Consider the following 24,158-nt stretch of genomic DNA (forward strand, 5'->3'; position numbering starts at 1 on the left):
TTCGAACCCTTGCGGCTGTTACACCCTAACGCTTTAGCAAAGCGCCCCCTTCGGCCTCTTGGGTACCTCTCCATATGGCTCCCCGAACAGGACTCGAACCTGTGACAACTCGATTAACAGTCGAGTGCTCTACCGACTGAGCTATCAGGGAAAGTACAAGTTCCAATTTATCAGAATTTGTCGCACTAGTCAAGCGCTTCCCACACGCTGAAATCCGCTCCAACCAAGAGGCTCAGCTTGTCCGCCAGCCACTTCACCCCAGCGGCTCAAGCTTGCCCGCCCCCCGCTCCAGCCGGCTCCGGACGCAGCTCCAGCAAGTGCAGCTTCCCCCGGCACCGCCCGCAGGAATACTTGCGCGGATCCATCCGCCGCCGCCGCAAATACTCCATGCCGCAAGCCCGGCAAGCCAGCTTGTACCGAAACGGCGCAGGCGCCTTGCGCGGAGCCGCCGACTTGCAAAACCGCGAGCCCCCGACCGCCTTCAGCAGCTGCTTGAAGTCCTCGTCGGCATGTTTGTACCCTTTACGCTGCAGATGCAGATGGTAGTGGCACAGCTCGTGCTTGATGATTTTCTCCACTTCCTCCGCCCCGAACCGCTCATACTGCTGCGAGCTGATGTCGATGTTGTGGCTCTTCATGAAATACCGCCCGCCGGTCGAACGCAATCGCGCATTCCAGACCGCCTTGTGCCGGAAAGGACGCCCGAACGACTCCAGCGAAATACGCTCCACCCACATCTGCAGCTGCTGATCATCCATCGCGCTTCCCTCACTTTTTCAGGCCGGTTTACTTGAATTTTTACCTTACCTTAGGCTACACTGTCAAGTAGAAGTTCGACGAACGAGAAGCGAGAGGAGCGTCCTGCACCCCGTATGGCCAAAATGAAATACGCCCTGCTGCAACAAAACGATCGCGTGGATTTCGTCGAAATGCCGGCGACCCACGTCTACCAACTGACCGCCCTGAACCGCAGGCTGCACAAGGAGCTCGACAAGCTGACAGCCGGCAACGTCCCCAATCTGGGGCATATTCTCGCGGAATGCGAGCAAGTCGAAGTGGTCGCGGGTCAATGCACGATCCTGCACGGCCTCCATTATTTGAATGAGCTGGAGCATACATTTGCCTCGGTCGAGGAAAAGTCCTACCCGCTCATCTCCCTGCTGACCGAGATCCGTGCCCTTCAGGCGCAACTGGAGCAATGGTACGAAGAGGACGAGGAAGGCCTGCACTAATTTCGACTCCCCCGTTGCGGCCGCCCGCTGGACCTGCACCCAAGCGCCCGTTTGCCCATATGCTAGTAGAAGCTAACTACGAATGCGTATGGGCGACGGCCCCGCAAGGCAGGAAAGGGGATGCGACAATGCCGCAATGGCTTTGCCATCAATTGGAACGTGCGTTTCAGAAGAAGGATCTCCGACAGATTCGGCTGCTCAACGACTGCTGGTATTTCTACCGCACCAGGAACACGATCGACATGAAAGATTCCATTCCCCTCCCCCAAAAATAACGTCCGCAACGCCAAACAGCCCAACCGGTCTGCTCGCCATCCGAGCCAAAAACCGATCAGGCTGTTTTTTCATCCAACCACCAAACCTTTATTGCGCAGACTTCGGAGCCTTCATCGTCAAACTGACGCGCCCCTTCTTCTCATCTACGCCGATGACCCAGACCGTCACCGTATCGCCCACCGACACTACATCCCTCGGATGCTTCACGAACCGGTCCGCCAGCTGCGAAATGTGGACGAGCCCGTCGTTCTTGATCCCGATGTCCACGAAAGCGCCGAAGTCGATCACGTTGCGCACCGTCCCTTGCAGCTGCATGCCGGGCTTGAGATCCTCGAGCTGCAGCACGTCCGTACGGAAAATCGGCGGAGGCAGCTCCTCCCGAGGGTCGCGCCCCGGCCGCTGCAAGCTCTCCCAGATGTCGCGCAGCGTCGGCACCCCAACGCCCAGCCTGTCCGCTACCTGCTCCGGCTGCAAGCCCTGCAGCTTGCCCTTCAGCTGCGCCGTACCGATGCCGCTCTTCGCCAAGCCGACCTCGCGGAACAGCTTGTCCACCACGTCGTACGACTCCGGGTGGATCGGCGTGTTGTCCAGCGGATTGTCTCCGTCGCTGATGCGCATGAACCCGATGCACTGCTCGTATGTCTTGGCGCCAAGCCGCGGCACCTTCTGCAGCTGTTTGCGGCTCGTGAACTTGCCGTTCTCCTCGCGGAACTTCACGATGTTCTTGGCAATCGTGCCGTTGACGCCCGAGACGTACGACAGCAGCGACGGAGACGCCGTATTCAAGTCCACCCCTACGTGGTTCACCGCGGACTCCACGACCACCTTCAAGCTCTCCTCGAGCCGCTTCTGCGCGACGTCGTGCTGATACTGCCCGACGCCGATTGCCTTCGGCTCAATCTTGACGAGCTCGGCGAGCGGGTCCTGCAGCCGCCGCGCGATCGAGATCGCGCTGCGTTCCGCCACGTCCAGCTCGGGAAACTCCTCCTGCGCCAGCTTGGAGGCCGAATACACGCTCGCCCCCGCCTCGCTCACGATCATATACTGCACGCGGCCCGGCGCCACCTTGCGGATCAGGTCCGCGATGAACTGCTCCGTCTCGCGCGAAGCCGTCCCGTTGCCGATGACGACCAGCTCCACGCCGTACTTCTGGATCATGCCGGTAACCCGCTTCTCCGCCTCCGCTATCTTGTTGTTCGGAGCGGTAGGGTAGACGACAGCAATCTCCAGCGTCTTCCCCGTATCATCCACAACCGCGAGCTTACAGCCTGTCCGGAAGGCAGGGTCGACGCCGAGCACGATTTTCCCTTTCACCGGCGGCTGCAGCAGCAAGTTCCTCAAATTTTCCGCGAAAATAGCGATCGCCTGCTCCTCGCCCTTGTCCGTCAGCTCCCCGCGAATCTCACGCTCAATTGAAGGCGCGATCAGCCGCTTGTAGGCATCCTCGATCGTCACCCGAAGCAGCTCCTTCACGACCGACTCGCCGCGAATCGTTTGGCGCCCCATGTAGTCATGGATCTTGTCGGCCGCCACCTCTAGCGACACCTTCAGAATCTCTTCCCGCTCCCCGCGGTTGATCGCCAGCGTCCGGTGAGGCGGCAGCTTCTTCACGGGCTCCCGGTACGCATAGTACATCTCATACACGGACTCCGCCTTCGCATCCTTCGCCTCGGACACGATCAACCCCTGATCCCGCGTATAGCCGCGAATCCACGTCCGGATCTTAGCATCGTCCGCCAGATTCTCCGCAATGATGTCCATGGCCCCCTGAAGGGCTTCCTCCGCGCTCCCCACTTGTTTCTCAGCATCTATGTACTTGGCCGCCTCCTGCTCCGGAGAACCGTGCCTAGGCTGCGTCAGAATCCACATCGCCAACGGCTCCAAGCCACGCTCCTTGGCCACGCTCGCACGCGTCTTGCGCTTTTGCCGGTACGGCCGGTACAGGTCCTCGACCTCCTGCAGCTTGGCCGACTTCTCAATCGCGGTCCGCAGCTCCGGCGTCAGCTTGCCCTGCTCGTCGATCAGACGCTGCACCTCAAGCTTGCGATCCTCCAGGTTGCGGAGATATTGCAGACGCTCCTCAATACTGCGCAGCTGCACCTCATCCAGCTCGCCCGTCATCTCCTTGCGATAGCGCGCGATAAACGGAATCGTATTGCCGTCGTCCAGCAGCTCGATCGTCACCTTTACCTTCGACAAAGGCACCCCAAGCTCCGCCACGATTTGCTTCAGGATGCGCTCCTGGGTCGCCGCCTTGTGCGCCTCCGTCAGCTTGCCCTTCTCCTCTTTCTTTTCCTCCGCCGTCAAAGTCGCTTCGATTTCCTGATTCGCCATCTCTCTCGTTCCCCCTCTATGAAATAACCCGACTTGCCGTTTGTCCATCCCGAAAAAACCAAAAAACGAGGGAGCCCAAACACCCTCGTCTCAAGTCGAATCTTAGAACTCGATCAATCCCACGCTAATTTGCAAAGAATCGTCCACCTTGCGCATCGTTTCGTCGTCCAAATGCGTAATTTTGTCCGTCAGCCGCTGCTTGTCGATCGTCCGAATCTGCTCCATCAGAATGACGGAATCCCGATCAAATCCATGCGTCTCCGCGTCGATCTCGACATGCGTCGGCAGCTTTGCCTTCTGAATCTGAGCTGTAATCGCGGCTACAATGACCGTCGGGCTAAAGCGGTTGCCGATGTCGTTCTGGATCACCAGAACCGGTCTCACCCCGCCTTGCTCCGAACCTACCACCGGAGACAAATCTGCAAAAAACACATCGCCACGTTTTACAATCAAGCTCTACACCCCGCTAACTAAGCGATCGAGGGTACTATCCGCGTCTTCCTCCGCCTGAAATGCCTCCGCTGCCATGTGAAGATTGATTTTTGCCATCTCCATGTACCCGCGTTGCATCATCTCGCGAAGATGCCGCTTCTTGCGTTCCAAGAGGTACAGCTTCATTGCTTGACGGATGAACTCGCTGCGGTTCGAATTTTCCTTCTCCACAATCCCGTCCACCTCTTGCAACAAATGATCCGGCAAACTAATCATAATCCGTTTGGTGTTATGCACATTGGCCACCGATTTCGCACCCCCAAAACATTCGGTCACCCGAGCCAGCCAAAATTGCCAACCGCCCCCAATGACCCCACCCATGTTACCATTATGTCGTTCACGAAACCATTTTATACAAGATAAATATATGCCCTTGATGTAGCAATTATGCTATACCGGTTCTGCATGCACAGATACTCCGGCTCCCACCATAACCAATTCGATACAAACCTGCAAAGTCCTGCTCAATTCGCCATTTTTCACGCTGGAAACTGTTTCCTCCGTGCCCTCGGCCGCTACCGTATCAAGGGATTCAGCACTTTGAAAACTTCGCCATTCTTGGTATACACCCTCGGCACGCGATGCGAGATCATGCAGGTCACTTCATAGTTGATCGTCCCCAAACGGTCCGCGATCTCCTCCACCGGCAACCGTACCGGCCCCTGCGTTCCGAACAGCACAACCTCATCCTCCAGCGTCACTTCCGTCGACACATCCGTCACATTGATCATGCACTGGTCCATGCAAATTCGCCCGACCACCGGCACACGCACCCCTTTCACAAGCACTTCTACGTGCCCGGACAGCATACGGCTGTATCCATCTGCGTATCCTACAGGCAGCGTGGCAATCCTCTCCTCGCCTAACGTGCGGTACGTCGTGCCATAGCTGATCCCCGAATCCGGCGGCAACGTCTTGATCATCACCGGCCGCGTCACCAGGCTCATAGCAGGCTGAAGCTCGATGCGATCCTGCAGCACCTCCTCGGAAGGGTACAAGCCGTACATGCTAAGTCCGATCCTCACCATGTTGTAGGACAGCTCCGGACAATCGATCGCCGCCGCGCTGTTGCCTGTATGGATGTAGGGAAAGCGGATACCTTGCTGCTGAAAATGAGAAATAATGCGATCAAACTTGCGATGCTGCATTCGCGTATACGTCTTGTCGCTGTCATCCGAGCTGGCAAAATGCGTGTAAACGCCTTCCACTTCCACGTGGGGGAGTTGCATGGCTTCTTCAATAAAGGCAGTTGCTTCGTCTTCGTCGTAAAGGCCCAGCCGGCCCATGCCCGTGTCGATCTTGATGTGGATCTTGAGCTTGTTGGGCGCTTGTGGTTGTTGCGGTTGTTGCTGCTGCACTGCGGCTTGCTGCAGGGTTGCATGTTGCTGGGTTGCCCCTAGCCTTCGGTCGTCTTGGCCCGCGTCGGCTTGCTGCGGTAGGCTTGTTGCTGATGGGGATGCTATTGGTACTGTTGTTGCACTTCTGAGTGATGCTGCTTCATTTTCGAATGTTTGCGCGGTTGCTGCGCCTGCCGCAGCTTGCTCGGCGGCCAGCAGCACTTCCCGGCTGAACACCGTCAGCGTGATGTCGTGGGTTAGTGCGGTTGTTACCGCTTCAGGCGGCGTGTAGCCCAGCACCAGGATCGGAACTTGGATACCGGCGTGTCTTAGCTCGATTGCCTCGTCCAGGAACGCTACGCCTGCGTAGGACGCTCCTGCGTCGAAAGCCTCTCGCAGCACTTCAACCGCGCCGTGCCCGTAACCGTCGGCTTTCACCACCGCGAGCATCGCCATCTCGGGCGGCAGCAGGCTGCGAAACGAGCTGACGTTGTGATGCAATGCATCAAGAGACACCTCTACCCAAGTCGGGCGGTAAAACGTGTCCACCAGATTCACCTTCTTCATTTACACACATGTAACCATGTTAAACGCTATCCAATCCGACTGTCAAATGGGAATGGTTCCATCTGATTGCTCGGTGATGCTATTGCAAGGGGCTATAGCTCTTGAGCGTAGAGAGGATCTTGTTTGGGTACATCTTATTGAGAGTGTCCCGTTCAAACGCAAGGAGTTCGATTTGATTGGCGAACATCTGATAGCCTTTGTATGCAAACGAAGTATGGAGCTTGGCTTTGAAGGTGCAGTTGCTTTCCACAAGCTGGTTAGCAATGCTATAGCAAAATTGAAGCAGGCTCGGCCTGCCAAGGCGCGCCAATAAGGCGAGCCTTTTTTATTGGAGGCGCGCCATGGAACGACTTGAAACCTATGGCGGTAGTAAAAAAAGGGAATCCTGGCAGCCAGATTATCGGAGCTGCAGCGATTCCCTTCTTTCATGCTTCAATAAAATTACTTGCCGACTTGCCCTTGCACCGACTGCGCGATTCGGATCATCTCCGTCTGCAGCGGCAGATCGCTAGTGGACAAGCGGTATTCCATGCCGTCATACGTCCATGTCAACGTGCGTAAGCCGTTCTTGTCGCCCGTCACGACGCCAAGCGTATAGCCCAGGTCCACGATGTCGCCCGGCAGCGAAGTTACCGTCTTGGTGCGTGGCTGCGTCTCGATCAGCGTGTAGTTGTACTTGCCGGAATAGCGGAACAGAATGGCTTGCTCCTCGCCGAGCTTGACCTGCTTCACTTCCTGCTTCTTCACGCCCTCAGGCGTGTACTCCGGCTCTACAATGCCCAGCAACTGCTGGAGGGCCTCGTTGTTCGTTGTGCCTGTTGTGCTGCTTGTAGTGGCGCCGTTAGCGGCTGGCGTAGTTGTGCCAGGCTTCGCTCCGGTAGCCGTATTGTTCGTCGTGCCCGTCGCGGAATTGTTCGTGCCGGAGTTCGTCGTGCCCGTCGCGGCATTGTTCGTGCCAGAGGCAGCGTTGTTGGAGCCTGTAACCGCATTGCTTCCAGTGCCAGTTGTTGCTGCTCCGTTAGTACCGTTGGTTGCAGAGGAGCCTGTCGACCCGTTAGTCGCATTGTTGCTGCCACTGGTAGCAGGTGTGTTTGCGCCAGTTTTTGACGCGTCCGTCGTTGTGGAGCCACTCTTCGCCCCTGTAGCAGAGCCAGTTGTGCCGGCTGTTCCTGTCGTGCCAGATGCACCAGTTGTGCCTGTCATGCCTGTTGCACTCGTTGCCGCATTGCCATTAGTGCTGCCAGCTGTGTTGCCCGTGGTACCTGTGCCTGACGAACCGTTCATCGCGCCTGTCGTTGCACCTTTAGCGGCATCCGTGGTCTTCGTAGCTGTGTCAGGCGAGCCCGCCTTCGTATTCGTGCTCATCCCGCCGCTCGCATTCGTCGGCAACGAACTCAGGTCCCAGCTCGTCATATTCCGCTGCATATCAAACGAATCCTTCTCAAACTTCTTGCCAAACTCAAACGCCGTAAAATCCACTTCCACCATAATATTGTTGCGCTCATCGGACACTTGCACCTTTTGCGGCGCGAGCGACTTCTTGTTGAGCCAGATCTTCTGTCGGGCCAGGAGGCCGTTCTGGTAGTTGGCGGCCACGTCGAACACATAGGTATCCTTCTCGGCGTTAAACTGCCGCTCCGTGTCCGTCACGATGCTCTGAACGAGCGATTGGTATAAATACACCTGACCCGAGTTTTCCGGCCAGTCGCTTTGGAAGCGGAACATCTTATTCAGATGAGGCGTCAGCACGAACACCCCTTCGTCATTGCGGAGCACGATTTGCGTCACATCTTTGGACTCATTCGTCAGGGAGATCCGGTAATAATGCGGCTTCTGGTACCACACTTCCACATCATACTTCTGTGGCTGCTGCCCCGTCTGAAGCACCATCTTCCCCGTTCCCTGATAACTGTCCAATTTGCTGACCACATGATCGAGATCATTTACCACTTGCCCTGCGTTCCTTGTCCCACAACCGGTCGCAACCAGTGCTATGCTTATCACGATGGCCAATATCCATGTGATCCGACGCATTGCCTCATCCCCTCTTCACGAGATAGTGAACTACTTGTACCATCTGTATGAGGGAGGTTGTTCGATTATGCAGACAAGAGTGACAAGTTGTTTCTCATATTCCGCACCCCTGACAGTTATAAATCCAATAAAGCTCAATCTTAAAAAAATGAAAAACAAAACAAATCCGCTGACTCTAATTAATTCTTAGAATCAGTCGGACTTTGTAATATGAATTATATTAAAACTACATGATTGTCGGTTGATTTTTTATATTCTCTGTCACAATGAAAACACTTAGCTAAATTCTTTTCGAACTCAAGCTTTTCCCCACATTCACACACCCAACCAATAATACGAGCAGGTACACCTGCGACTAATGCATAATCCGGCACATCTTTAGTTACTACCGCTCCTGCAGCAACTAAAGCAGCTCTTCCTATTGTTCCGCCGCATACAATAGTTGCATTTGCACCAATCGACGCCCCACTCTTGATCACCGTAGGGAGATAGTCACTACTAGTATTTCTTGGGAAAGCCGAGCGCGGGGTTTTAACATTGGTGAAGACCATACTTGGCCCACAAAACACATTATCTTCAAGAATTACTCCATCGTATAACGAGACATTGTTTTGAATTTTACAGTTTGTTCCAACCTTCACTCCGGACGCAACGAATACATTTTGTCCCAAATTACATCGTTCTCCAATTACTGCCCCCCCCATTATATGCGAGAAATGCCAGATCTTTGTGTTATCACCAATGATAGCACCTTCATCAACATATGATGAAGAATGTAAAAAATAATTTCCCATTCAAAGATTCCCCTATCTATTTAGTTATAGTACTCTTTGTACCAACTGACGAATGATTGTAAACCGCTTTCGATAGTTACTTCCGGTTTAAAGCCCGTAACTTGGTAGAGTTCCGATATATCTGCATATGTTTCTTTAACATCCCCAGCTTGCATTGGTAAAAACTCAATTACAGCCTTTTTCCCGATATATTTCTCTAGTAAGTTGACAAATAGCATCAAGTCCACAGGCTGATGATTACCAATATTATACACTTTATATGGCGCACTGCTTGAACTAGGTTCCGGATTTAATGGATCCCAGTCGTAGTTCGGTTTTGGAGATAGATCGATTAATCGGAAGATACTCTCTACAATATCATCGATGTAGGTAAAATCCCTTTTCATATCCCCTTCATTAAAGATTTGAATGGGTGTACCCTCAACAATTCTTTTGGTAAAAGAAAAATATGCCATGTCCGGACGACCCCAAGGACCATAAACCGTAAAAAACCTCAAACCCGTTACTGGCAAACCAAAAAGATGACTGTATGAATGTGCCATGAGTTCATTTGATTTTTTCGTTGCCGCGTACAGGCTAATTGGGTGATCCACATTATCTTGGACGGAAAAGGGCATCTTCTTATTTAATCCGTATACAGAGCTGGAGGATGCAAAAATCAAGTGCTTGATATCGTACTTTCGGCATGATTCTAAGATATTCAAAAAACCGACAACATTAGATTCAATATAAGCATTTGGATTCTGAAGACTATATCTGACTCCTGCTTGAGCTGCCAAATTAATGACGATTTGAGGTCGAAACGCTTCAAAAATCTCATTAACTACATACCTGTCTTCAATGTTTGCCTTGTGAAAGGTAAAGTTTGGATGAACTAACAGGCGAAGTCGAGCCTCTTTCAGACTTATGTCATAATAATCGTTCATACTATCGACTCCGTAAACTTCAATACCGGAATCAAGGAGCCTCCGAACGACATGTGATCCTACAAAGCCGGCGGCCCCAGTAACTAGTACTTTCATGTTACCCCCTATTGATTGACAATACTTTTTGTTTTATTTATATCCAATTGCTCAGATGCCTTTTCCAAAATGCGTATGACATCTAATCCATTACGTCCATCGGAAACCGGTGTAATTCTGTCTCGAATACAGTCCAAAAAATGTTTACACTCCAGCGAGAGAGGCTGGTCATTATTTTGAAGAACAATTGAACTACCGTTATCGATATTCGATAAATCCTCACCGATTTTTTTGTTATGAAGGACTAATGATTGACGCTCCTCTTCGAATACAATCATTCCTTCTGTTCCTATAGCCGTCAAACGTCTTCTTATTTCCGGCCATAACCAAGAATTATGAAGGTGAGCTGTCACACCATGGATAAAGCCAAGATGCAGATATACATCATCTTCAACCTGTTCTTGCAATATGGATTGACCGAAAGTGTCGATCCGATTTGGCTGACTCCCAATTAGAAACAACATCACAGCAATATCATGAACTCCAAAGCTCCACAATACATTTTCGACGGATCTTACACGTCCTAGCTTCATTCTTTCCTGATGAATCGATTTAAGTGTGCCGATTGTTCCCTCTTCAATTAGTTGCTTCATTTTTTGTATAGCCGGCTGATACAAAAGCAGATGTCCTACCATTAGTATTCGATTATGTTTATTGGCGATATCAACTAACTTTTCTGCATCAAGGGATGACAATGTAATTGGTTTTTCTACGAACACATCTTTTTCCAATTGCAATAATTCGCTAGCAATCGAGTAATGAGTATGAGCAGGTGTAGCAATGATGGCCGCCGTCGCGTCCACTGTGTTAAACGCTTCTAAGTACTCTTGGAAAACCGGAATATCAGGGTAGTTCTCCACAATTCGATCCCGCAATGTTTGTTCAGCCTCAACAACTCCCGCTAATGCGCCCAATTGATGAAAAGTTCGAACTAAATTAATACCCCAGTTTCCCGCGCCAATAACAACAACCTTGTTCGACATGATACAACTCCTCAAAAAATTCTAATCACTGTAAATAAAATAATTTGCATATCTTTTTTAAGCGACATTTCACGAATATATTGAAGATTTAAATCCAATTTATCCGGCATAATCTTATGAATATAGAAGTCTTCCGGGTCTTTCACTTCACCCAACAATCGATTTTCATCAAAATACTTAATTGAAGCGTAATCTGTTATTCCAGGTCGTACACGGAATACTTTCTTTTGCTCTTCCTGATAAAATTTCACATAACGAGGTACCTCAGGCCTCGGGCCTACTAAACTCATTTCTCCTCGCAAAACATTAAAAAGCTGAGGAAGCTCGTCAAGCTTATAGGTTCGCAAGTAATGACCTATAGAGGTAATTCTGGGATCCCGACCAATCGTTATTTGAGTGCCCTGTGTCTCTGCATTGATATACATTGTTCGAAATTTGAAGATCTTAAATTCCTTCTGTCCCATTCCAATTCGAATCTGTTTAAAAAAAATTGGCCCTTGTGAAGTAAGTTTTATCAAAATAGCGGCTATCAGCAGCAGAGGACTCACTAAAACAAGACCTACCGCTGCAAAGATAAGATCAAAAAGTCTTTTATACGGAAGATAAGATTTCATGGGAATCGTTACCTTTTCGAATTATTAACTGTCGTCAGAATCATTTCAATAATATAGTTCACTTGCTCTTCTGACAAGCTTGGGTATAACGGAATGGAAACGGCTTCCTCGTAAGCCTTGCTAGCATTTGGATAATCTTCGATACTATACCCGAGTTTCTTATAATACGGGTGTTTTGGAACTGGAATGAAGTGTACGCTTGTCCCAATCCCTTTATCTTTCAATATTTCAATAAACTCGCTTCTTGTAATAAATAGTTTTTCAAAATCAATTCTTAGAACATAAAGATGCCAAGCGTGTGTGTGTTCGCTCGAGTCGAAGGGAGTTGTAATCAACTCTTGGTTGGAAAATGCTTTTTGATACATTTCGGAATATTTATTCCTTAGCGACTGCATCTCTTCCAATTTTGTTAATTGAACAAGTCCAAGAGCAGCTTGAATATCTGTCATGTTATATTTATAGCCAGGGTAAATGACCTCATAGAACCAAGACCCCTTTTCCGTATAACGGTTCCAGGCATTGCGATCCATTCCGTGCAAACTCATCACTCTTAAACGATCGGCCAACTCCTCGTCTTTAGTCGTTACCATCCCGCCTTCGCCTGTTGCTAGATTTTTAGTGGTATAGAAACTGAAGCAAGTCATATCTCCAATACATCCAATCGGCTCTTTCTTATATCGGGTATATACCGCATGAGCTGCGTCTTCGATCACTTTAAAATTATTACTTTTTGCCATATCCATTATAGTATCCATTTCACAAGGCAACCCTGCGAAATGAACAGGAATAATTGCTTTCGTGTTAGCTGTAATATGTTTTTCTAGTTTCGTATGATCAATGTTCATCGTAATCGGGTCAATATCACAGAACACAGGCTTGGCGCCAGTGTGGAGAATGGTATTCGCAGTTGCTACAAAAGTATAAGGTGTAGTAATAACCTCGTCACCTGGACCAATCCCTAGCGCAAGTTGAGCAAGATGTAAGCCAGCTGTACATGAGTTTAACCCAACCGCGTACTCGGAATCGACGTAATCAGCAAACTTGCTCTCAAACTCTGCCGTTTTGGGCCCCCGGCTCAACCAATTTGATTTGAGTGTTGATATCAGTTCTGCGATCTCTTGATCATCGATGTATGGCAATGCATATGGTATCTTCATCAAAGTACTCACTCCAAGGGAAGTTATGTTATTTTTTTTTTTCAATCCAGCATAATTTATGAGTTCTAAGCAAAGAAATGCAGTTGAAAATCGTATACATGGAAGGATGAAATTTTGTAACCCTTCTGCTAATAGGAGGAGCCAGAGTCAAACTCCACTCTCTTATCTCACCTAACGGGAATAACTCTTTGATTCTTCTAACAGGAATCCCCTTAACGTCCCGATTAGATGGATTGTCATATATAAAGTCATACCACAAAACTCCTCCACCTGGCTTTGTTTTTTCCCATATACGGCCTGCCAATTTTTGTTGGAAACTATCATCAAGTATTGAAGAAAATACGGTTGAAACATATACGATGTCGAATAGCTGTCCACCAAAATCATTTTCTGATGCATCCCCAACAATAATAGCAGTGTCTTGAGGAAGTTTTTTCCTTGCTGCTAGAGCTCTGTCCTCTTGTAGTTCATTTCCAGTCAAATTTTCTGGCAAAAATCCGAGCTGAATCAATTGGAGTAAGTTTCCCCCTCCTCCACAACCAACCTCCAAAACGGTTTTGATCTCGATCGGTTCAACCTTGCAATCTTTGATCCATCGAATCAATGCACGTTCCTTTTCCTGAAGAGACATATAAACGGATGGAATCAAGGAATTATACAGATTATTTTTTTTAAGGGAATTCCTCTCACTGTACCGTTGCTTAATTTGATCAATTTCGTTCATACGTACGTGTCCTTCCTGTCAAAATGACTTAATCAGATAGTACAGATATAAATTTTTTCGCCAGAATTTGGTAATCATGATTCAACACCACGTACTCTTTTCCTTTGTTACCCATTTCTAATAATTCACTTCTTGTCAGACGCATTAGCTTCTCAATGGCTTCCTTTACCTGTTCAGGTTTTTCAGCAGGCACAGATATACCGCATCCCGATTCCGCCACAATATCATTTCCCGCATCAATGGAATGGATCACCGGCTTGGCCGCCATCATATAATCCATTAATTTATTTGGGCTCACTCCATATTCATAGATTCTTTTCTTGTTCCATCCAATATACAGCACATCCATTTTACACAGAAAAGTCGGAATTTCATTTTTCGTTATTGAAGGCAAAAAATAGATGTTGGTTAGACCTAGCCGTTTAGCTTTTAACTCCAACTCTTCCTTTAATGGACCATTACCAACTAAAACAAAAGATATAGGACTCTCTTTCATTAATAACGCTGTTTCGAGCATGGGAAACAGAGCATTCGCTAACCCATGGTACCCTGCGTACCCTATGAGGAAGTGCTTTTTTAACGCAAGTTCTTCCAATACCGCTTGGTGGTGCGTTGGCAAGCTTTGAATACTGTTCTGCCAGTCCGAGATATGAACGCCATTAGGAATGCATGTGAATTTATGATCCTTCATCCCTCGAGATAACATGTAAGACCTCGCATACGGCAACATTGAAACAACTCGATCCGCTTTGCGGTACCCGTCGTCCTCTGCTTTCTGCATGAGCATAATTAGCGGGTGGTATGGGGACATCCCTCCTATTTCAACCGGCGTAAGAGGCCACAAATCATGCACTTCATAAATAAATTTAGCTTTTGCTTTTTTTGCAATGGCTTGAGCAGCATAAATATCAAACGGGTATGTGGAGGATGCTATAACGGCATCTGGTTTAACTTGATTTACTATATCCTTGGAATTCCAAATTAGCTTAATAACGAAGTTGAAAATATTGATAACCCTTTTTACTCCATTATCTTTGTAGGGTGTTGTGCGTACCCATAAATATTGAATTCCATCAATCCATTGCTCAGTCAGCAGACCTGTTGTTTCTGGGGCGTTAATACGCAAATGAGACTCCGTTGAAGCTACGATGGTTACCGAATGTCCTAGAGAAACCCATTCCTTCGCAAGGAAGTAAGGCCGGTATTCCATACCATGATAGGGCGAACCTGCATAATGATTAATAACTAATATGTTCATGAATTCACCATTTCTTTCAAATTCACTTGCCCCTCAGGATTCATATGCCCCACCAATTGATCGACAATGATCTGAATGTCAAACTGACTTTTGAGCACAAATCTTGCCTTCACAATCATTTCATTCCTTAGTCCGAAATCCGTAACCAAGGTCTCTATTGCATGAGCCAAAGCTGTCGGATTTTGATGGGGAACTATAATGCCTGCTCCGTTTTGCAACAATTCTGGAATGCCACCAGTGTCTGTGGATATTACGGGAATATCGAATGACATCGCTTCAATCAGAGATACAGGGATTCCTTCATGTTCTCCATTACCAAGGTCCACACTGGGTAATACCACACCAAATACATGACCATTCTTATACAAATTCATCAACTCGTGATGTGGTTTTTGTCCGACAAATCGTATGGATTGCGTTAAGTGGAGTTGGTTACAATAATCCATTAGTTCCTGTTTAAGCGGGCCGTCTCCAATTAGCCATAAATCTATTCTACAATTCTTATCCCGAAGCTGCTTAACAGCTTTAATTAGATATCGATGTCCTTTTACTTCTATTAAATTTGCAGGACATACAATTACTTTAGGATTCTCGTTAACAATGGGTTCCCGACACTCAAATTCCGGAAGTTTCACACCCATATGTAATACAACCATTTTATCCAGTGGCATTTCATGTACTCTCTCGCTCGCCAGCCGTACCCCGCTTGATGAAATGAATCTGCAAAATTTAGCCTTCTTTATTTTCAACTCTAAGAGATTATTATCGACGATATCCCACCTGTGTGCAGTAAAGCTCCATTCGATGCCGGACAATATACTTGCAATAAGGGCAGCCGTTGAACTATACGATACCCAATGGGCATGAATATGTTCAATTTTATGTTTTCGGCAAAACCAACTAAGCCAGGAGGCCTTCAGCAAAACTGAAAAATTTTTGACCAGAATGGATTTGTTACGGCTCTGAAAAAGGATGGAGATGGAACGAATCATTCTATTCGGATGACAAAAGAATTCATAAATAAAGAATACAACATAAATCAAGTGAAGTAATGGTTTTAATAGTAGTGGCAAGTTCAACTCTAATATGCTTTCATGAAAAACTTTTCCCCTTGGATGTATAGGTGCGATGTAAACCTTATGTCCTCGATTGGATAGTTCCGCAAGCTCAGGAATTAGGAATGACTCACCTGGTCCACAAGGAAAGCTGGAAGTAATGTATAAGATTTTCATATCTAAATACCTGTCTTCTCAAAGGATATTAACTCGTTCAACCCATCCAGAATGCTCCATTGGGGTTCAAAACCCAGTTCCTCGCTGATCTTTGAAATATCGGATACAGAGTGCCTTATGTCACCTTGACGATCCTTTTCATAGAGAGGGGGAATATTCTGCTGAAAAATTTCATTTAACAGTTGTATCAACGCCCTAATGCTTAGAGTTTGTCCCGAACCGACGTTATAACACTTGAATCCGGATTGAGTGGAAAGCATCGCGCCGATCATGGCACTTACCACATCCATCACATAAACAAAATCTCTCGTTTGCCCACCATCTCCGTAGATTGTTGGACTTTGCCCATTCTTCATCAAATGAATAAACTTGCTAATCACACCTGAATAAACGGAGCAAGGGTCTTGATTCGGTCCATATACATTAAAAAATCTTAGTGCTACAGAATCAACCATATAGGTTCGGTTGTACATTTGACCTAGCTGTTCCGTAATATACTTGGCGTATCCATACGGATTAATTGGATTCGGCAATAAATCCTCGTGAATAGGCGTTTGCGTGGTATCTCCGTATACCGCAGCACTGCTCGCATAAACTATTTTTTTTATATGATTCAATCTAGCTATTTCAAAAACATTATGGGTTCCCTGAATATTTTGTTCAAAATTGAGTTGCGGTTCTCGTATGGACACAGGTACCGAGACTAATGCAGCTAAATGAAAAACCCCATCCATTCCATACATGCTATTATTTAGTTCATTCCAATTAAGAACATCTCCATTAATAATTTCGAGCCTGCTACAGTTAACAGTCTCCTTTAAGTTTTCCATCTTACCGCTGCTGAAGTTATCTAGTACCTTGACTTGATGCCCTGCTTTCAAGAGCTCTTTGACCAAGTGCGAGCCAATAAATCCACTACCCCCGGTTACCAAAAAGTTCAACGAAATCCCTCCCCTCCATATTAGTATTTCAATACTTTTTCATACTGCTTTATTATCTGGTCCACCATGAAACTACTTGACAACGGCTCTTTACGATAGTCAAAAGTTAATGAATCAGGCAGAACGGAAACGTATTGACCTTGGAGATTATGAATCTGCATTATTTCATGGGTTCCACCTGGGTTTTCGACTGCTAGCACAGGGCACCCGCATGCGATAGCCTCAAGCATTATATTAGGAAGTCCTTCATAGCGGGAGCATAGGATAAATAGATCTGCATGACTTAGCCATTGATACGGATTATCCTGAAACCCGGAGAACTCAATGTGATCCGATACTCCCGCGGCTTTAGCCTGTTCTTGTAATGATGCCTTTAGTTCGCCTTCTCCAAGTATCCACACTTTAAGATCCGGGTTGTCTTTCTTCCATTCTACAAGCTTCACAATTATGCGATCAAAGCCCTTCTGATGAGTCAACCTCCCGGCACACACGATATGTGGACCGCGCATCCCCTCAAATGGGTTTATCACGGATGCTGTTAATTTACTAATTTTCTGTATATCCACAGGGTTATAGATTCTTAACATATTCCCTTTGTCCAACCCAAATGAAGCGGACATATCCTCAATCATATGATCGGATTGGCAAATAATAAGGTCTGCCTGTCTGTAGAACATTCTAAATAAAAATTTCCAAAGCGCCGGCCAACTCATCGTTGGTAAAAAAGCACTTGGTGTATTGGATTCCCTAATAATAAATTTCATTTGTTTTGGAAGCAATGGCTTAATCATTAGAAGAGCCAGATTCAAGTAACTAATTGTCGATAAGACTACATCTGGCTGAATCGCTCTTATAGTTCTTACTAAAGGAATAAAACTGCTTCTAACTCTCGAGCAATGTAAGTGATGAACTATAACGTCGCTAGAAACGTCCTTCTCATACTTTCCCCCATAATTTATTATTACTAGATGAGGATCAAACAAGTCTCTACTTAAGTGATTGAGCAAAGTAACAATCACCCGTTCTGCCCCGCCTCCATCCAGCGTTGGAACGATGAAAGCAACTTTTTTCTTTCTCATTGTAAGTCCTCCGTACTACTTCCACTTGATTTTTGTAACAAACAGAAATCCAATTATCGTTATGGCTAATATTACCAATTGATAGAACAAGATAAATGACTGTGTCGCTGTAATCGTAAAAGTAAAAACGGATAGAATGACCGCGATCACACCGGATGCAATGTTGCCATACTGAACGAACATGTTGTAGAACTTTTGACAATAAGAAGTAATTAGGCCTAGAACAAATCCAATTAACATTACTCCAAACCAAGAAAAATTGATAAATGCTTCGCCAGGCATACCAATGATCGGATGCGATCGATGGCCGTACGGATCAATCTCAGCTTTCCATGCTGCGAATTGTTCGATGTTAAGTGGTCTGCTAAACGGCCATACGTAATTAGGTAATGGATGAAGTAAGGAAGCGATAAATGTGCTGCCCAAGGTAATATCTCCTTGCAAACTATGTTTGAACATAACAACTGTTGGCAATACACGTGATAAGTCTATGCCTGCTACAAATGTCACAGCAGAGGCATTGATTGTGTATGTCAACAAATCAACGATTGACCCTGGTCGTTGTCCGATATTGGCAAAATGGGAAACTGAGTTCATAAATAATGCCAGAAACACAATTACGAATCCTAATAATACGAAATTCTTGAACTTGATTGGTTTTATCAGCATGGAATGAATAATTAACAACCACAAAATAACGATAAGTACCGCGGTCCTTGATCCGATATATCCATAAGCTAGAAAGCTTAACACAAATCCGATTACCCAAATAATAGGACGTGCCAGCTTGTTCCTAAAAATTAAATACAGAATGATGATAAAAATAATGATTCCAACATCTGCAAACTTGTTTATGATCTCGATGTAACCATAACCTGATTGTCCGACAAAGCGCACACCTTGCCCCCGAGCAATAAATGAGCTTATGGTAGCTGATAACCAATTGAAGATTCCGCCTAGCCAAAGCCAAACGACAGCAATACCAAGAAAATAAAATAAGAGCCCAGCAATCATATAGGATCTAAATCCATGTTTCGCCTGTTTCATTTTATCACGATATACATCTAAACTTTGTTGTTCCTCGCGTCCAGTCTTCTTCAATCTGGTCCAAAACAAACCAATCGTGAACGCAACCCAGAACAGGAATAAACCAAGAATACTTAAAGTAAAGGTAGGTCCTAACTGAGTAAAGTCACTCGCAGATACGCCATAAAGCCTTTCAGATACATCTAAGTTATATCGTTCGAACATGACAAAGGGAGCACATAAAAAGTATAAAATAAATCCTAACACTGCCATACCCTCAGGACATAAAAAGTTACCGTGGTTATCTTTAATAACTTTAAATAGGACTTCTAAGCTGACTGACATTAATAGCGATCCTAAAACCACAGATAAAAAAATCCAAATAAAATGGAATGGCGGTGTGTAAACGTAAGCTTGCAGCGAATAATAAATAAGTGCCAGCACAAAATTCCTTACATACCTTATCATCAAATTAACGTTCCTTTACACGTATATTTAGACGGTTCACCCATTTGTGCTTAATAGTTTTTGCTACTGACTGGATATGACTTTTGAAAAAAAATGCAGATAAAATAAGCTGCATCATCAAAAAAGAAATATTGTTCATAAAGGACAATGTACCGACTCCATTAGCTTTAGTCGATAAGATTGCAAGAGTAATGGAGAGGATGCCAAATACGAATAATTTTACATATTGCATCCTAATTGGCAGATACCGATTGGACACATAAGACCCGACCACCAAGTAGATCAATACGCCGAACAACTCTCCTAATACCACTCCTACTATACTTAGTTTAAAGTGAAATACGAGCACATAGGATGATGCTGTTGCTACAAGGATTGCAGTTGCCTGGATCCATAAAGAATGAAACGATTTTCCTTTATAAATATACCCTGACGAAAACACGGAGCCGAGCATTCTCAGCCCTACAGTAAGCGAGAATAATGCGGATACATTTGCTGCAACTTGCAGATCTTCCTTTTCTACAGTATAGGGTAATAATACCTCGATTACTATTTGCATTATTTGTGAACCAACAGTTATGACCAATAACAAAGTTATTGTGATTGCATTTACCTTATTTCTGAAGCTTTCATCTGCATGATGATCGAGCATGTGCGGTCCCCAGGCAGACAAAAATGCGGAAGTTATTAAGGTCATAGGTTGTGCCAAACTCAGTGCCAATGCGTAAACGGCCACGTCTGTTAATCCATTGCCAAAATGAATAAGAATAGTGCGACTTGCAATGGCTGGCACAACTGCAATAAGTGCCGTCAAACCCAAAGGCGCAGAAATTCGATATAATGATTTGAATAAGTCTGACCTCATCCAGTTGAACTTAATAGGTAAACCGTGCTTAAAATAAATATATAAGGCCACCAATAGCAGCGTAATTGACGAAGACCATAACAGCATAGACGAGTGATTGCTTACAGCGAGAAGTAATACAATCGAAAGACTGGAATAGAGCAGTCCGTTAATAATTCCTGTAACCAAAACCAGTTTTTTTTGGTAAGAGTACCTCATTCTCACATTGTTCATTTCAGTAAGGATTGTTGCTAACACAAGGAACAAACATGGAATCAAATAACTGTATGGCATTTCGTGTTCTAAAAAAAACATGCTTGTCTGTTTCCAAAAGAATGCCAATAGGATAGAAACCAGTCCGAATCCAATAATACTTCCAATATGAGCAGACGAAAGTATAGAATCCTTTTCATTAAATTCCTTATTCTTTTGTAGAATAATATATCCTTGATTCAACCCCATCATCGAGAGTAATGAGAACATTCCGCACATAGCCAATGCGCTCGATGCTCTCCCATACTCTTCTGTAGGCATAAAATTAGCTACAAGTATAATGAAAACAAAAGCAATTCCACCATTGGACAAAGCGGAGGCAAAGTATACTCCAAAATCTTTGAACACTCGCTTTTGTGAAAACAAAATTTAACCTCCTGACTTTATTCCCTCTCGATATATTCGTTTAGCCAGGCTTGAAACATTAGGATATTCCAAAGCACATAGCCCCAGTCTTTTTTTCCATCAGCATGCTCAGACCATAATTTTCTAACCAATAGCGGAGACAGATACCCCTGTTTTCGAATTTTGTTATCATCAAGAAGTGCATCCGCCCACCACTTAAGTGGTCCTCTTAGCCATTTACTGATTGGCACGCCAAAACCCATCTTAGGGCGATCAACTAGTTGTTGGGGTAAAGATTTTTTTAGTAATTTTTTTAGAATATACTTGGATTCACCATGATTTATTTTTAGACTTGTTGGTATGGACCAAGCAAACTCAACAATTCGATGATCTAGAAGTGGAATTCTAGATTCCAAACTTGTTGACATAGAAGCACGATCAAGCTTCACCAAAACGTCATCCGGCAAGTAGGAAATAGTATCCATATAAATCATTTTATGGAGGTCATCCAGATAAGAAAGAGGCGAACTTGAAAGTAAGGACTCTATCCCAGCTTGAGACGGCTGCAATACTAATTGCCCCATAGAACTGGTGTGAGATATATACTTCAAATACATATGCTCCATCGATTTGCTTTTCAGTAGCTCTGCCAAAAGCAGAATTTTACTTTTATCCCCCCAAATCATAGGAGAACTACTTTTCAAGAAGCTAGATAGCGGCGTTCGTATAATATTAGGCAGTTTAGACATTTGTCCCCAGATTCTAATTACATTGGTATACCTCGAATATCCACCGAATAACTCATCACCCCCGTCACCAGATAAAGTAACGGTAACATGCTGCTTAGATAGCCGAGAAAGCAATATTGTTGGAATTTGCGATACATCTGCAAAAGGTTCATCATATATAGTTTGAAGTTCAGGAATTACATTCAACGCATCTTTCGCAGTGACATAAAACTCCGTGTGAACCGTGTTCAAATAAGCTGCTACGTTTTTGGCGTGATGAGCTTCATTATAGGCTTCCTCATCGAATCCAATACTGAACGTCTTGATGGAACGTTTGCTCTGTTTTTGCATGGAAGCAACCACAGTCGACGAATCAATTCCACCTGATAAAAAAGCGCCTAATGGAACATCTGCAAGCATTTGTTGCCCTATGGACTTGTCCACCAATTGTTCTAAATGGTTAATTGCTTCTTCTTCACCGATTTCAATGGCTTCCTTGGTAGCAAGATCCGATATGCTCCAATAAGAACGGGTGGCGAACTCCTTAGTCGGAACTATTAATTCCAGCATAGTTCCTGGCATCAGCTTCTGGATCCCCTCCAAAATGGAATGAGGGGAAGGGATATAATTATGTTGAATAAATTGTGCTACGGCATTTCTGTTGACTGTCGGAACAAAGTCAGAATGACCTATCATAGCTTTTAACTCAGAGCTGAAAAAAAAATTGCCTTTATTAAATCCATAATACAAGGGCTTCTCACCCAACCGATCTCGGGTCAGGGTTAGTTTGTGATCCCTGCGGTCCCATACAGCAATAGCAAACATACCTACAGCCTGCTCTAAAGCAGCCTTTATTCCCCACCGTTCTATTGCGGCCAAAAGAATCTCGGTATCGGAATAGCCACGAAAAGTAAGAAACGCTTCTGATAGAAGCTGTTTCTTAATGTCTGTATGATTATAGATTTCGCCATTAAAGCTAATTACATACCGACCAGTCGAAGAAATCATAGGTTGCTCTCCATGTGCGGAAAGATCAACGATTGATAGACGACGATGTCCGAATACTACACCGTTCTCCTCATCGAACCAATAGCCTCCGTGATCAGGACCACGGTGCAAAATACGTTTTGACATACTCTGAATTTCTTTGATCGCTCGTTCACGATCGAAACTGTTATTGTATTGAATAAAACCAACTATCCCACACATCGCATTTCGCTCCTAGAACTTGCTTTGTTTGATTACTGATCGATACAATTTGATATATTCGGGCATTACATTCCGCCAATCATGCTCATCTCTTAGCCATTCTGTTCCTTTTCGCCCAATTTCACACAACTCTGGCCAACTTATTGCCGCAGCTTCTTGTAGTTTTGCCAGAATAGCCTCCACTGTCGGTTCTGTTACGGTGAATGCTGGTGGTGCATTTTTGTGCAATTGTTCAAAGTACGGGGAATCAATTGAAATATGAGTGATTAGTGGAGCTCCGATCATAAGCGCATCCCGGCTCACTCCGCCAAGTGCAGCCGAATCCGAGAACGAACGAATGAACTGATCCACCACAATCGTTCCTGGCTTTGACATTTCGTTGTATAGATCTTTCTTAGTCAACACAGGAAGCCATTTCACGCAGGGGGTAAGACCTAGCTCCTCCACTAACTTTTTTGATCTCTCCAGATCAGGTCCCCACTCGATCAATTCAAGAAGAGGTTCAACAGGAAGTTCAGATCTTAGTTCGCTGAACGCGTTGAGAAGAAGGTCATTCCCCTTGAACCCCCACATTTGTCTCGCCGGTGCAAAAAATCGCAAAGGATGATTCGTTGAATCCTTTTCAAGTTCGCCGGTTTCCGGGACTATATTGTAGGGAACCGGTAAGATTGATAGTCTTCCTGAACAAAATTGTTGTCCATACGGTATTTCGTACAGTTGAGAAAGAATCAATTGATCCACTTCTTTCAAAACTTTTCGAAACCGCCAAACTCGAAATATCTCACGAAGGTCCAATATATTTTTTAATGGTTTTTCCCTAGCGACAATGTAGGGATGTTTATCCAAATCACCGACCGAGTGATAAATCATCGGGATATCAAAATTAGTTAACCCACCTAGGAGGTCAGGACTAAAGCTGTGTATAACATCGCAATCCAATATATCCCTATACAAGAACGCAAGCTTCTTCTTGCTAAGAAACTCTTTACCGAAAGGCATTTCTACATATTTAACAAATTCCGGGATTTCACCTTTTACGAGACTATCATCATCCCACCACGGCATGTCTCTCTCAATAGTATTTGGCGAAATGAAAAGCTTTGCCTCCAAGCCTAGTTCAATACACCATTTTGCCATCCAATATGCATAATTGCATGTATTGCCTAAAAAATGCACTTTCAAATGGTTT

The 24,158-nt window shown here is 45.6% G+C and carries 23 protein-coding genes and 1 tRNA gene; 3 read left to right on the plus strand and 21 right to left on the minus strand.

Translation table 11 applies throughout. The features are described from left to right. Positions 1-75: 75 nt before the first annotated feature. Both PKO02S_RS04535 and PKO02S_RS04540 read right to left on the minus strand, forming a co-directional pair. Positions 76-151: transfer RNA gene (locus PKO02S_RS04535), tRNA-Asn, on the minus strand. Between the two features lie 115 nt (positions 152-266). After that, complete coding sequence (locus PKO02S_RS04540; protein ID WP_127579910.1) at positions 267-758, minus strand: SprT family protein; 492 nt, start codon at positions 756-758, stop codon at positions 267-269. Between the two features lie 114 nt (positions 759-872). Here PKO02S_RS04540 and PKO02S_RS04545 point away from each other — a divergent pair, with 114 nt between their 5' ends. Beyond that, positions 873-1,232: a hydrolase/acyltransferase gene (locus PKO02S_RS04545; protein WP_127579911.1), complete on the plus strand. Its 360-nt coding sequence runs from the start codon at positions 873-875 to the stop codon at positions 1,230-1,232. A gap of 128 nt (positions 1,233-1,360) precedes the next feature. Further along, a complete protein-coding gene (gene cmpA, locus PKO02S_RS04550; protein WP_127579912.1) occupies positions 1,361-1,507 on the plus strand; it encodes a cortex morphogenetic protein CmpA in 147 nt (48 codons plus the stop codon). Positions 1,508-1,595: 88 nt separating this feature from the next. Here the strand turns inward: cmpA and PKO02S_RS04555 are convergent, their stop codons facing one another. The 4 genes from PKO02S_RS04555 to alr all read right to left on the minus strand — a co-directional run bounded on the left by PKO02S_RS04555 (position 1,596) and on the right by alr (position 6,220). Further along, positions 1,596-3,842, minus strand: a complete 2,247-nt coding sequence (locus tag PKO02S_RS04555) for a Tex family protein (protein WP_127579913.1) — start codon at positions 3,840-3,842, stop codon at positions 1,596-1,598. A gap of 102 nt (positions 3,843-3,944) precedes the next feature. Next, complete coding sequence (locus tag PKO02S_RS04560) at positions 3,945-4,295, minus strand: type II toxin-antitoxin system PemK/MazF family toxin (protein WP_127579914.1); 351 nt, start codon at positions 4,293-4,295, stop codon at positions 3,945-3,947. Between the two features lie 3 nt (positions 4,296-4,298). Then, positions 4,299-4,580, minus strand: coding sequence for a CopG family ribbon-helix-helix protein (locus tag PKO02S_RS04565; RefSeq protein WP_127579915.1), 282 nt, complete (start codon positions 4,578-4,580; stop codon positions 4,299-4,301). A gap of 269 nt (positions 4,581-4,849) precedes the next feature. Continuing rightward, positions 4,850-6,220: an alanine racemase gene (alr, locus tag PKO02S_RS04570; protein WP_246066835.1), complete on the minus strand. Its 1,371-nt coding sequence runs from the start codon at positions 6,218-6,220 to the stop codon at positions 4,850-4,852. Here alr and PKO02S_RS32230 point away from each other — a divergent pair. Then, a complete protein-coding gene (locus tag PKO02S_RS32230) occupies positions 6,213-6,551 on the plus strand; it encodes a hypothetical protein (protein ID WP_164821293.1) in 339 nt (112 codons plus the stop codon). The two genes, alr and PKO02S_RS32230, sit on opposite strands and share 8 nt — an antisense overlap. A gap of 128 nt (positions 6,552-6,679) precedes the next feature. Here PKO02S_RS32230 and PKO02S_RS33735 read toward each other — a convergent pair whose 3' ends face one another. The 15 genes from PKO02S_RS33735 to PKO02S_RS04645 form a co-directional block, all read right to left on the minus strand. Next, complete coding sequence (locus PKO02S_RS33735; protein WP_127579917.1) at positions 6,680-8,272, minus strand: outer membrane lipoprotein carrier protein LolA; 1,593 nt, start codon at positions 8,270-8,272, stop codon at positions 6,680-6,682. Positions 8,273-8,487: 215 nt separating this feature from the next. Continuing rightward, complete coding sequence (locus PKO02S_RS04580) at positions 8,488-9,066, minus strand: N-acetyltransferase (protein WP_127579918.1); 579 nt, start codon at positions 9,064-9,066, stop codon at positions 8,488-8,490. Between the two features lie 20 nt (positions 9,067-9,086). Next, on the minus strand, positions 9,087-10,088 hold the full coding sequence (locus PKO02S_RS04585; RefSeq protein ID WP_127579919.1) for an NAD-dependent epimerase: 1,002 nt from the start codon (positions 10,086-10,088) through the stop codon (positions 9,087-9,089). An 8-nt stretch (positions 10,089-10,096) separates the two neighbouring features. Continuing rightward, the gene (locus PKO02S_RS04590) at positions 10,097-11,071 is read right to left on the minus strand and encodes a Gfo/Idh/MocA family protein (RefSeq protein ID WP_127579920.1); all 975 of its coding nucleotides are present in this window, start codon (positions 11,069-11,071) and stop codon (positions 10,097-10,099) included. Positions 11,072-11,082: 11 nt separating this feature from the next. Continuing rightward, positions 11,083-11,685, minus strand: coding sequence for a sugar transferase (locus tag PKO02S_RS04595; RefSeq protein WP_127579921.1), 603 nt, complete (start codon positions 11,683-11,685; stop codon positions 11,083-11,085). 8 nt (positions 11,686-11,693) lie between these two features. Beyond that, positions 11,694-12,842, minus strand: coding sequence for a DegT/DnrJ/EryC1/StrS family aminotransferase (locus tag PKO02S_RS04600; protein WP_127579922.1), 1,149 nt, complete (start codon positions 12,840-12,842; stop codon positions 11,694-11,696). A gap of 28 nt (positions 12,843-12,870) precedes the next feature. Continuing rightward, positions 12,871-13,566, minus strand: coding sequence for a class I SAM-dependent methyltransferase (locus PKO02S_RS04605; RefSeq protein WP_127579923.1), 696 nt, complete (start codon positions 13,564-13,566; stop codon positions 12,871-12,873). 28 nt (positions 13,567-13,594) lie between these two features. Further along, a complete protein-coding gene (locus tag PKO02S_RS04610; RefSeq protein ID WP_127579924.1) occupies positions 13,595-14,824 on the minus strand; it encodes a glycosyltransferase family 4 protein in 1,230 nt (409 codons plus the stop codon). Further along, on the minus strand, positions 14,821-16,056 hold the full coding sequence (locus tag PKO02S_RS04615; protein ID WP_127579925.1) for a glycosyltransferase family 4 protein: 1,236 nt from the start codon (positions 16,054-16,056) through the stop codon (positions 14,821-14,823). Before PKO02S_RS04615 ends, PKO02S_RS04610 begins: the two co-directional genes overlap by 4 nt. Before the next feature lie 2 nt (positions 16,057-16,058). Beyond that, a complete protein-coding gene (locus tag PKO02S_RS04620; protein WP_164821294.1) occupies positions 16,059-16,997 on the minus strand; it encodes an NAD-dependent epimerase/dehydratase family protein in 939 nt (312 codons plus the stop codon). A 20-nt stretch (positions 16,998-17,017) separates the two neighbouring features. Beyond that, on the minus strand, positions 17,018-18,076 hold the full coding sequence (locus PKO02S_RS04625) for a glycosyltransferase (protein WP_127579927.1): 1,059 nt from the start codon (positions 18,074-18,076) through the stop codon (positions 17,018-17,020). 15 nt (positions 18,077-18,091) lie between these two features. Further along, entirely contained in the window at positions 18,092-19,570 is a 1,479-nt protein-coding gene (locus PKO02S_RS04630) for a hypothetical protein (RefSeq protein WP_127579928.1), read from the minus strand. 4 nt (positions 19,571-19,574) lie between these two features. Beyond that, on the minus strand, positions 19,575-21,053 hold the full coding sequence (locus PKO02S_RS04635; RefSeq protein ID WP_164821295.1) for a lipopolysaccharide biosynthesis protein: 1,479 nt from the start codon (positions 21,051-21,053) through the stop codon (positions 19,575-19,577). 17 nt (positions 21,054-21,070) lie between these two features. Next, positions 21,071-22,969, minus strand: coding sequence for an asparagine synthase (glutamine-hydrolyzing) (asnB, locus tag PKO02S_RS04640; RefSeq protein WP_127579930.1), 1,899 nt, complete (start codon positions 22,967-22,969; stop codon positions 21,071-21,073). A gap of 12 nt (positions 22,970-22,981) precedes the next feature. After that, the gene (locus tag PKO02S_RS04645) at positions 22,982-24,151 is read right to left on the minus strand and encodes a glycosyltransferase family protein (protein ID WP_127579931.1); all 1,170 of its coding nucleotides are present in this window, start codon (positions 24,149-24,151) and stop codon (positions 22,982-22,984) included. Positions 24,152-24,158 lie beyond the last annotated feature (7 nt).

This window comes from Paenibacillus koleovorans NBRC 103111 (assembly GCF_004000845.1).
Classification (GTDB): Bacteria; Bacillota; Bacilli; order Paenibacillales; family NBRC-103111; genus Paenibacillus_AA; species Paenibacillus_AA koleovorans.

Excerpts from the sequence above, each read along its gene's own strand:
- PKO02S_RS04590 (WP_127579920.1), bottom strand. The coding sequence starts at position 11,071 with ATGTCGAACAAGGTTGTTGTTATTGGCGCGGGAAACTGGGGTATTAAT.
- PKO02S_RS04580 (WP_127579918.1), bottom strand. The coding sequence starts at position 9,066 with ATGGGAAATTATTTTTTACATTCTTCATCATATGTTGATGAAGGTGCT.
- PKO02S_RS04545 (WP_127579911.1), top strand. The coding sequence starts at position 873 with ATGGCCAAAATGAAATACGCCCTGCTGCAACAAAACGATCGCGTGGAT.
- PKO02S_RS33735 (WP_127579917.1), bottom strand. The coding sequence starts at position 8,272 with ATGCGTCGGATCACATGGATATTGGCCATCGTGATAAGCATAGCACTG.
- PKO02S_RS04600 (WP_127579922.1), bottom strand. The coding sequence starts at position 12,842 with ATGAAGATACCATATGCATTGCCATACATCGATGATCAAGAGATCGCA.
- PKO02S_RS04630 (WP_127579928.1), bottom strand. The coding sequence starts at position 19,570 with ATGATAAGGTATGTAAGGAATTTTGTGCTGGCACTTATTTATTATTCG.
- PKO02S_RS04555 (WP_127579913.1), bottom strand. The coding sequence starts at position 3,842 with ATGGCGAATCAGGAAATCGAAGCGACTTTGACGGCGGAGGAAAAGAAA.
- cmpA (WP_127579912.1), top strand. The coding sequence starts at position 1,361 with ATGCCGCAATGGCTTTGCCATCAATTGGAACGTGCGTTTCAGAAGAAG.
- PKO02S_RS04610 (WP_127579924.1), bottom strand. The coding sequence starts at position 14,824 with ATGAACATATTAGTTATTAATCATTATGCAGGTTCGCCCTATCATGGT.
- PKO02S_RS04615 (WP_127579925.1), bottom strand. The coding sequence starts at position 16,056 with ATGAAAATCTTATACATTACTTCCAGCTTTCCTTGTGGACCAGGTGAG.
- asnB (WP_127579930.1), bottom strand. The coding sequence starts at position 22,969 with ATGTGTGGGATAGTTGGTTTTATTCAATACAATAACAGTTTCGATCGT.
- PKO02S_RS04625 (WP_127579927.1), bottom strand. The coding sequence starts at position 18,076 with ATGAGAAAGAAAAAAGTTGCTTTCATCGTTCCAACGCTGGATGGAGGC.
- PKO02S_RS04605 (WP_127579923.1), bottom strand. The coding sequence starts at position 13,566 with ATGAACGAAATTGATCAAATTAAGCAACGGTACAGTGAGAGGAATTCC.
- PKO02S_RS04540 (WP_127579910.1), bottom strand. The coding sequence starts at position 758 with ATGGATGATCAGCAGCTGCAGATGTGGGTGGAGCGTATTTCGCTGGAG.
- PKO02S_RS04595 (WP_127579921.1), bottom strand. The coding sequence starts at position 11,685 with ATGAAATCTTATCTTCCGTATAAAAGACTTTTTGATCTTATCTTTGCA.
- PKO02S_RS04585 (WP_127579919.1), bottom strand. The coding sequence starts at position 10,088 with ATGAAAGTACTAGTTACTGGGGCCGCCGGCTTTGTAGGATCACATGTC.